Source organism: Microcystis sp. M_QC_C_20170808_M3Col (genome assembly GCF_007095505.1).
In the GTDB taxonomy this organism is placed as follows: domain Bacteria; phylum Cyanobacteriota; class Cyanobacteriia; order Cyanobacteriales; family Microcystaceae; genus Microcystis.
Genome location: NZ_SFBY01000361.1, coordinates 1 through 9585, shown reverse-complemented (window position 1 = coordinate 9585; position 9585 = coordinate 1). Strand labels below are relative to the sequence as shown.

At 43.6% G+C, this 9585-nt stretch carries 8 protein-coding genes and 1 pseudogene; 7 read left to right on the top strand and 2 right to left on the bottom strand.

The genetic code is table 11. From position 1 onward, the window contains the following. The first annotated feature begins 644 nt into the window (after nt 1-644). Genes EWV84_RS16535 through EWV84_RS16525 form a run of 3 tightly spaced genes read left to right on the top strand, consistent with a single transcriptional unit; the run spans nt 645 to nt 2616 of the window. Nucleotides 645-881, top strand: coding sequence for a hypothetical protein (locus EWV84_RS16535; protein ID WP_287078884.1), 237 nt, complete (start codon nt 645-647; stop codon nt 879-881). Nucleotides 882-887: 6 nt separating this feature from the next. Then, a complete protein-coding gene (locus EWV84_RS16530; RefSeq protein WP_287078882.1) occupies nt 888-1319 on the top strand; it encodes a PIN domain-containing protein in 432 nt (143 codons plus the stop codon). 43 nt (nt 1320-1362) lie between these two features. Next, a complete protein-coding gene (locus tag EWV84_RS16525) occupies nt 1363-2616 on the top strand; it encodes a DNA cytosine methyltransferase (protein ID WP_287078881.1) in 1254 nt (417 codons plus the stop codon). 462 nt (nt 2617-3078) lie between these two features. On the opposite strand, the gene EWV84_RS16520 is transcribed toward EWV84_RS16525, so the two are convergent. Continuing rightward, nucleotides 3079-3543, bottom strand: a complete 465-nt coding sequence (locus EWV84_RS16520; RefSeq protein WP_287078880.1) for a hypothetical protein — start codon at nt 3541-3543, stop codon at nt 3079-3081. Between the two features lie 184 nt (nt 3544-3727). Between EWV84_RS16520 and EWV84_RS16515 the strand changes: the two genes are divergently transcribed. The 3 genes from EWV84_RS16515 to EWV84_RS16505 all read left to right on the top strand — a co-directional run bounded on the left by EWV84_RS16515 (nt 3728) and on the right by EWV84_RS16505 (nt 7190). Next, nucleotides 3728-5197, top strand: a complete 1470-nt coding sequence (locus tag EWV84_RS16515; RefSeq protein WP_287078879.1) for a TldD/PmbA family protein — start codon at nt 3728-3730, stop codon at nt 5195-5197. A gap of 2 nt (nt 5198-5199) precedes the next feature. Beyond that, a complete protein-coding gene (locus tag EWV84_RS16510) occupies nt 5200-5742 on the top strand; it encodes a DUF456 domain-containing protein (protein WP_287078878.1) in 543 nt (180 codons plus the stop codon). Nucleotides 5743-5846: 104 nt separating this feature from the next. Next, the gene (locus tag EWV84_RS16505; protein WP_286827289.1) at nt 5847-7190 is read left to right on the top strand and encodes a TldD/PmbA family protein; all 1344 of its coding nucleotides are present in this window, start codon (nt 5847-5849) and stop codon (nt 7188-7190) included. Nucleotides 7191-7380: 190 nt separating this feature from the next. Here the strand turns inward: EWV84_RS16505 and EWV84_RS16500 are convergent, their stop codons facing one another. After that, nucleotides 7381-7818 carry a DUF29 domain-containing protein gene (locus tag EWV84_RS16500; protein ID WP_287078877.1) on the bottom strand — a complete coding sequence of 146 codons (438 nt, stop codon included), beginning with the start codon at nt 7816-7818 and terminating at the stop codon, nt 7381-7383. A gap of 305 nt (nt 7819-8123) precedes the next feature. Between EWV84_RS16500 and EWV84_RS16495 the strand changes: the two are divergent. After that, nucleotides 8124-9467, top strand: a pseudogene (locus EWV84_RS16495) (pentapeptide repeat-containing protein); the annotation flags it as partial. Nucleotides 9468-9585 lie beyond the last annotated feature (118 nt).

The following is a 9585-nucleotide window of genomic DNA, read 5'->3' as shown; positions in this document are numbered from 1 at the left end:
TCGATGACCATTTTTATTGATGTGATGGCTTTGACATTCTGGGCATTTCATTGTTCTTTCTGCTTATTTTATTTTTCATTTATTTTACCTCATCATCTCTTAATCTGACAACGCCAAATTTTCGATGACAAGGAACAACTCAGGCAACAAGCAAGAGTGGAGAGAACCTTCGTCTATTAGAAGGCAGTGCCACCAGTGTACAGCAGAGAATAGCCAAAAAGTAGTTAGCAAAATAAATCTGGCTCTTCGGTTTGTAGCGATTTTTGTCAATTGTTTTTGATCTAGAGCGAACTAATCAATTAAGTCTCTTGCCAGATAAGGATTTAGTCGATTTATGCCCCCCTATCGAACCATACCAAGTAACGAAGAACCATAAATCTTAACATTACCTGGGTTCGGGTTAAGCAGATTATCGCCAAGTCCCAAAATATTCTGATTTAGGAATTTGCCTTATTTCTCAACTTCCCCCATATAAATATAGTAGCTATGACTAAAAGTCTTACAGAGCTTGAGTTAAAGCAATGTAATACCAATAAACTACTCTAGATACAGTCAACGGTACAGCCATACTTCCCACTTCCGACTCATAGTGACAGAAGAGGGCTATAATTAATCTTAATAGACAGTCGATCAAGAGAAGCAATATGTTAAATGCAGTGGAATTTAAAGCAAAAATCAAACAAGGTATTATCGAAATTCCTGAAGAATACCAACAGGACTTGAGGGAAGACAGCGAAGTGCAAGTTATTGTGATCAAACAAACGACAAATATAACGAAGTCAGAACTTAAAAATGAGAGAGTTATCGATGATTTAACTGAAAATCCTGTCAAAGTCTCTGGATTCCTATCTCGTGATGAAATTTATAATCGCCAATCGTAATTAAAAATGGTAACCAGCTTTATTGATACTAATATTTGGCTTTATCGGCTCTTTGAAGATCAACGGATGGAAGTTTTAGAAAGAGAGAGAAAGCGTATTCTTGCCACTTCTATTACTGAAGAGTCGGGCTTAATTGTTAGCACTCAAGTTATTAATGAAATTTCCATTAATTTGCTTAGAAAAGCTAAGTTTCAGGAAGAGAGAATTAGCTCTATCAATCGAGAACTTTACAATCGTTGTCGAGTGGTAGAATTTAACTTAAAAATTCTTGAATCTGCTTCTAATCTTCGTACTCAATACAGTTTTTCTTTTTGGGATAGTTTAATTGTAGCTAGTGCCTTAGCAACCGATGCTAGTCTTCTTTACTCTGAAGATATGCAGGATGGATTAATAATATCCCATCAACTAACTTTAATTAATCCCTTTCGATCGAGTTGATTATCAGTATGATATTATTGAATTAGTTATTTAATCAATAGTGATGAATAGGCAACAAAAGCGAGTTTTATCCCTATTTTCTGGCTGCGGGGGAATGGACTTAGGATTAGAGGGAGATTTTTGGGTACATCAAGACTGTGTTAATGAAAATATCCATCAAGATTGGATAGTAGAAAGACGGGAACCATGGCTAAAACTACCGCGCACTACTTTTGAAACTGTCTTTGCTAATGATATAACTAAAGCTGCTCATAATGCTTGGATTCCCTACTTTGAAAAAAGGGGTAAAAAGAATGTATTTCACTTGGGGAGTATTGTAGATTTAGTCAAACAAGCAGAAAAAGGAGAGTTTCAGTTTCCCAGTAATATCGATGTAGTAACGGGAGGTTTTCCCTGTCAAGATTTTAGTATTTCAGGAAAAAGAAAGGGGTTTAATTCTCACAAAAGTCACACGGGGAAACTACTAGATGAGAGTGAAGATAGTTTTCAGGATAATCGCGGGAAACTCTATCATTGGATGAAAAGAGTTATTGAATTAACCTTACCTAAAGTTTTTATTGCTGAAAATGTCAAAGGTTTAATCTCTTTAGCTAATGTTAAAGATATTATAGAACAGGATTTTAGTGCCATTGGTAAAGATGGATATATAGTTATCCCTAAACTTCTCTTTGCTCCCGATTACGGAATTCCCCAAACTAGGGAAAGAATTATCTTTATTGGTTTAAATAAAACCTATTTAAAAGCGACAGCGATAGCACATCTAGAAAATAATGATATTTTTCCCCGTCCAACCCATGAATTTAAAACTTACAGTACAGTGGGTCAGATATTATCAGGTTTAGCAGAACCGGAAGATGAGTTATTTGACCTCTCACAAAAAAGCTACTCAAAAGCTAAATATTATGGTAAAACTCAGGGACAAATCGAGGTTAATTTACAGGGTTTAAGTCCGACTATTCGCTCGGAACATCACGGTAATATTGAATTTAGGAGATTATCTTTAGAATTAGGAGGAAAGATAGTTAATGAGTTAGAAGCAGGGTTAAAAATGAGACGTTTAACTGTGCGGGAATGTGCGAGAATACAGACTTTTCCCGATGATTTTCAATTTGTGCGTCAACAAAACAAGGGAGATGAAAAATATTCACTTTCGGCTACGGATGGTTACAAACTAATTGGTAATGCTGTGCCACCTTTACTTGCTTACCACATGGCTAAACATTTAGAAAATCAATGGGATTATTTGTTTGAAGATATTTATTCAGCTACCCAAAATTTATGTGTAGCATTGCCTTAATAATTTCTGCTAATTATAAATTATGAATTATGAAGTGGGGAGAATAAATAAAAATAATCTCCTGACGACCGACTCCTCAAAATCCCAACTTTACACCTCACCCTTAAGATAACTGCTATGGTCTGATACTAAATCCGGTTATTAAAAACTGATTATTTATTCACCCTTTTGCCTGTCCTTATAAGTAGGGTTTGCTGAATAAATCTAAAAACCTTGTTGGATAATATTTTTAGGCTTTTTTGAAATCAAAAAGTGCCAGCCATTGGAGTGTTCGGGGGGGAAATTTAGGCACTTTTTCCCTGAAAATTAGGTAATTGACCCCCTGAAAATGGGTAAAACCCCACACCCCACACCTCACACCCCACACCCCACACCCCACACCTCACCCTTAAGATAACTGCGATAATCTGAGTTCGGAATCAGGGAAAACTGCAAAATTTCCCTAACCCGAACTAACCTTGATTACAAAACCTTATGGGTGTGAGAATGTTGTTTGACGTTATCCTCCGTCCGCACCACATGAACAGCATTCAAGATGCGTTTTTTCTCTAGGGAAAAGTTTAAATCGTCTTTTTGGCTGCCCAAGGGGATTAACCCTTGCAGGTGGGGTTGATTTTTATAGGTGCGAGTGGCCGCAATCGCCCTTTCGACAAAATTCTCGCATAATTGGGTATTATCGGGAAAATTACTGGGTATTTGAGGATTATCGTCCTGAAAAACCTCTCCTAAACTCATGGCGCGGGCAAATTCGTAGGAAGTGGGAATTCCTTTGACAATTGCCTCTAGGGCTGCCGAGGGAATCGGTTCTAACACCGCCACTTTTTCTAATTCTCCCTCCTGTTTGAGAAAACAAATCGCTAAACCGAATACACAATAATCATCTTTTGTCAAGTCAGAAATGTTTAAGAATTGTGTCGCTGTGGCCATTATTTTTATCCTGAGTCGCTCTTTATCTAATCTTGCGGGCGATGAGCGATCGAATCAAGGTTTTTATTAAGAGATATGAAGGAGAAAAATTTAGCTGGGTTGGGCTGCGCTAACCCACCCCCAGACGGAAAAAACTGATAGCTGTTAGACTAGAAACCAGCCGATTAACTGATAAACCAGCTTTATGTCACCCACTCTACTCATCTCCAAAGAACTCCCCACCCTGAAATATAATCCTAGTCTGGAGCGCTTTGATAGCTCTTGGGCGGCTCCCTTGTCCACTCTCCTAGGACTGGGACGGGCTGCCGGGGCAACTTTTATCGAATTTTTCCTCGAAAGAGTCAACTATATCAGTTGTTTAGCCGAAGATGACACCATCACCAGTCTCTCACCGAAACTATCTACAGGGGCAGGAATCCGCCTTTTTCGCGGTAAAGCTGATTGTTATGTCAGTACCAACGATTTAAGCTTCCAAGGCTTAAAAAATGCCCTAGAAAAAGGTTTATCGATTCTCGGTTTAAACCTACCCGGTCCTAACGCGTATATTCCCGAAATCAATCTGGAAATGTTCCGGGATTATGCCACGGTCAAAAACAAAGATATTTGGCTGAATAATTGCAGTTCTTTGGGAGAAATGGGTGATATTCTGCTAACTGCTAACCTTCAACTCAATCAGAAAGCCTCTCACGTCCAATCTCGTCGCGCCGCTTATTTTCGCGATTGGCAAGAAGTTTTAGTTGCCGCTAGTGATGGCACTTTTGCCCGGGATATTCGCCTCACCCAATCGGTGGGCTATAATCTCCTCTGTGCCGATGGAACTAATCGTTCTAGCATTGGTAAACGGTTGGGTAGTACCAGTAATCCCGATTTTCTGCGGACGTGGAATGCCGAGGAAGCGGCGGCAGAAGTGGCCGCATCGGCGGGTAAAATGCTTTACGCTGACTATGTAGAATCCGGCAGTTATCCCATCGTCATGGCCAATGAATTTGGCGGTGTTATCTTCCACGAAGCCTGTGGACATTTGCTAGAAACTACCCAAATCGAACAAAAAACCACACCCTTTCTCGATAAAAAAGGCGAAAAAATCGCCCACGAAAACCTGACGGCTTGGGACGAAGGATTATCCGATAAAGCTTTCGGTACTATCGATATGGACGATGAGGGAATGCCGGCCCAGCGTACTCTCCTAATTGAAAATGGTATCCTAAAAAACTTCATTGCCGATCGCACTGGTTCAATGAAAACCGGTCATCCGCGCACAGGTAGCGGTCGCCGTCAAAACTACACCTATGCCGCCGCTAGTCGGATGCGGAATACCTACATCGCTCCCGGGGAATATACCCTCGATAATCTCTTTAATTCCATTGATAAAGGCATTTATTGCAAAAAAATGGGCGGTGGTAGTGTGGGGGCCACGGGGGAATTTAATTTCGCCGTCGAGGAAGCTTATCTTATCGAAAACGGCAACCTGACTAAACCCCTGAAAGGCGCGACTTTAATCGGTTCAGCTAAGGAGATTATGAATAAAATCTCTATGTGTTCCCAAGATTTAGGTCTAGCGGCGGGTTTTTGCGGTTCCGTCAGTGGTAGCGTTTATGTCACCGTTGGTCAACCCCATTTAAAAGTAGATTCTATTACCGTTGGCGGTCGTTAATCATGGCTTTAGTAATCCTCTACTATTTCCTCATTGCCATCATGATAGTGGGGATAATTGGCGAACTGCTGCCCGCTGTCCCCGGCATGAGTTTGATTTTAATCGCCATGCTGGTATGGGGTTTCGTCACCAAATTCGCGGGGATGGGGGTCGCTTTAGCCGTGGCCTTTGTTATCCTTCTCCTCAGTCTGGGGGTGGAATTCCTCGCTAGTTATCTCGGCGCCCAAAAAGTTGGGGCCAGCAATTGGAGTCAAATCGGGCTAGTAGTGGGCTTATTAGCGGGAATATTCGGGCTTTTACCCGCTTTACCCATTGGCGGCCCAATTATCGGCTTATTTGTCGGTCCGGTGGTGGGAGCTTTTTTGGGAGAATACGCCTATCGTCGCGATTTGGAATTAACCCCCCGTTTGCAACAATCCCTAAAAGTCTGTGTCGGTATCGTCGTCGGTACAGTTATCGGTCACGTTGCTAAAGCTATGCTGGCCACGGCCGCCGTTATCGTCTTTATTGTCACCACCTGGCCTAATTTAGCCAATTTAGGCTAAGTATAGCTATCAGCCGTCAGGAGACAGGATTCAGCTTTTATTTATTCTCCCCATCACCCCAACCCCCAACCCCCAACCCCCAACCCCTAACCCCCCATAAATCTATGCCAAAAGTTGAAGATATCGCCCAAATCGCTAATTCTAGCGCCCAAGCTTTAGGAATTGCTAAATACGACATCTATGGTTCTTCTGTCGATGAAACCGATGTGGATGTGTTTCAAGGGGAACCCAAACAGGTACAAGCTTCCAATCGTTCCAGCGTTATCGTTCGCGTCTGGAATCGGGATAATCAAGTTGGTGTCACCTCGACCACCGATGTGGACCCGGTGGGACTGCAATTAGCCCTGAAAACCGCCCAAGAAGCCAGCTTTTTTGGCGTTAAGGAAAATGTCCCCGATTTTAGTCCCGCGGCCACTGCACCTACCACAGAAGTGGCCAGCGAAATGTCTAATCAAGCAGCTGTATCCACTCTCATCGATAAGTTATTAGCCGCCGAAAAATCTTTACTAGCGGCCCATCCGGCTATTGCCAGTGTTCCCTATAACGGTTTGGGACAACAGCAGGTCAGACGTTTTTATCTCAATAGCGACGGGGCAATGCGTCAGGAAGCGCGTAGTTATGCCAGTGTGTATTTATACACCAAAACCGAACAGGAAGGCAAAAAACCCCGCAGCGCCGGCGCTTTTCGGGTCAGTCCGGGCCTGGAAAAATTAGATATCGATGGTTGCATCGAGGAAGCGATTACCAAAACTGTTAGCCATCTGGACTATCAACCGATTATCACGGGTAAATATTTAGTGGTTTTTGCCCCTCGCGCCTTTTTGAGTCTAATGGGAGCATTTTCTAATCTGTTTAATGCCCAAAATGTCCTTGATAAACAGAGTCTTTCTACTCCAGAATCCCTAGGAACACAAATCGCAGCCACTGCCTTAAATTTGTGCGATGATGCCCTCCATCCGGCTAATGTTGCCGCCGAAACTTTTGATAGTGAAGGCACTCCCACCCATCGTGTGGAATTAATTAAAGAGGGGATTTTGAGTAATTTTCTCCATAGCACGATTACCGCTAAACGGATGAATACGGAACCCACTGGCAACGGTAACATTGGGTCAAAAGTAACGGTTAGTCCCCATTTTTATCACGTTTTTGCTAGTGCTAATCAACCAAAGAGCTATTCTTTGGAAACAGCAGAAAATGTGGTTTTAATTGATAGTTTACAGGCACTTCATGCAGGAGTTAATTCTCTACAAGGTTCCTTCTCTTTGCCGTTTGATGGTTGGTTAGTTAACAAAAATGAGCGCGTTAGCATCGATTCCGCTACCGTAGCCGGAGATATTTTAACACTGCTGAAATCGATTGTTTATCTGGAACCAGAAGCAGTTATCACTCCCAGTGGTGTTTGTCCCTACGTTTGGGTAGAAGGTTTATCAATCACAGGAGAAGCTTAACACTATACCGGAGCAAAAATAGGGGGTATTAATCAGGGTAATACCCCCGCAAAGTGGGCAAGCTGTTGACTATCCAAATTACTTCTTAAACTGCACCAGAATTGGGACCGGGGAGAATAAATAAAAATAATCTCCCATCTCCCCAAAACGAAAACTTCATACCTCACCATTAAGATAACTGCTATAAGAACTATTTTTCAGCCGGGGGAAACCAATTATCATCTAATGTTTGTTCGAGGGATATATGAGCGTCTGAATTGAGGGAAAAAAGCTGAGAAACCGATTTAATCGCCACTGGATAAACCTTATCATACATAACTGCTAATTCTGGCCGTAAGCTGGGACTGTCTTCTAAACGCTGCTGAATTTGGGCGCGAAAATTGACTATTGCTGCCGCCCAATGATTACCTGACCGTTTTTTTTCTTCTTGCCAATAAGCCAGCTTTAAAAGATGTTCGATAAGACGGGTTAACAGACTCATTAAAGCTCGTCTATCACTTTTCCCCATACTCTCGATTTCTTCAATTAAATTATCCCAATCCACCTGCTCAAAATTACGCTCTTGTAACTGTTTTACCGTCTCTTTTAGCCATTGATTATAATCAGTTTCGTAGGCAGTTGACGACATAATTTAACTCTCCATAGAAAATTACTTAGTAGATTAAGAAAGGTTAATGGGTGTATCCATTGATAGATAGGGTTTTTCGGCTATTGTAGTAGATATCTATGGGGGAAATCCAGATATATTCTAGAACGTGAGGTGTGGAACCTGACGCGATTGCCCATAAAAATGCCAGGTTTTTGAACGTGGACTCGTTGAACCAAGAATCCCGAAGTGCTTAGTGGGGTGGGAGTATCAATCAGATTCTCTAAAGAAACCCGCTTTCTGACTTGCAGTAAGATTGAGGGCATAGTATGGCAATTTTGCAAGCGATGAAGGCAGCAGCAGTTATTGAACAGTACAAAAACGGGCGGCGGGATTTCCGGGGGGAATCCTTGCGGGGTGGTAATTTTCGCGGCGCGGACTTAGCGGGGGCGGATTTCAGTGGCTGTGATATACGCGGGGCAAATTTTAGTCGGGCGAATTTGACGGGGGTGAAGTTTGCTGGGGCGACGGCGGGATTGCCGAAGCGCTGGGTGGTGATTTTGTTAGGGTTGGCTTTGGTGTTAATTGTGATTTCGAGTTTTTTTTCCCTCGTAGCCGCTTATCTGGTGAGCTTAATTTTTGATTCATCCAGTACACAAAACCAAGTTGCTGGTTGGTCCACCTTAATTTTTCTCATCTGTTTTTGCGCTGTCACTTGGCGTAAAAATATTTTGGCCGGAGTCGGAGCCTTCGCCTTCGCCTTCGCCTTCGCCGTAGTCTTCGCCGGAGCCGTAGCCGGAGCCGTAGCCGGAGCCGGAGCCGTAGCCGTAGTCGTAGCCGGAGCCGTAGCCGTAGTCTTCGCCGGAGCCGTAGCCGTAGCCGTAGTCGTAGCCGTAGCCGTAGTCGTAGCCCTAGCCGTAGCCGTAGCCCTAGCCGGAGCCGGAGCCGGAGCCGTAGCCGTAGTCGTAGCCCTAGCTGGAGCCGGAGCCGTAGCCGGAGCCGTAGCCGTAGCCGTAGCCGTAGCCGTAACCGGAGCCGGAGCCGGAGCCGTAGCCGTAGCCGTAGCCGTAGCCGTAGCCTTGACGCTATTTTACTTTTGCCTCGGTTGGTTGACCCTCAAACAGGAAAGCCGAGATCCTTGGTTGCGTCAAATTGTGATAGCCTTTGCTGCTATTGGTGGCACATCCTTTTTTCAAGCTAATTTAACCGAGGCAGATTTCACGGGTGCGAGGTTGAAAAATACCAACTTCAACCGCGCCATCCTGAAAAAAACCCGCTTCCAGCAGGCAATTAAATTGGAATTAGCCCGCCCCGGCAATACCTTGTTAGTCAATCCCCAGGTTAGGGATTTCCTGATTGATTCCCGCACCGGAGCCGGAAAAGACTTTGCCCAAGCCAATTTACGGGGGGCATACCTAGACGGGGCAAACCTGCAAACTGCCAACTTGCGCCTAGCGAATATCAGTGAAGCCAGCTTGCAATACGCCAACCTTGCGGGGGCAAACCTCACCGAAGTCAACGCCGTCAATACCGATTTGCGCCATGCTACTCTGACGGGTGCTTGCGTGGAAAATTGGAATATTGATGCCACCACCCAACTGGATGAGATTGACTGCCAGTATATTTACCTGCTTAATGGGCAAAAAGAACGCCGCCCCAGCAGTGGTGAATTTCAACCGGGCGAATTTACTAACTCACCGTTCGCTTAAATAAAAAAGCGATCGAGGACAAAAAAGGTTAAAATCCTTGTGTAGTAAAGGGTTTGGTTGAAGGAGTTAAGAAAATTCCCACACAGATAAAGTCAGAACG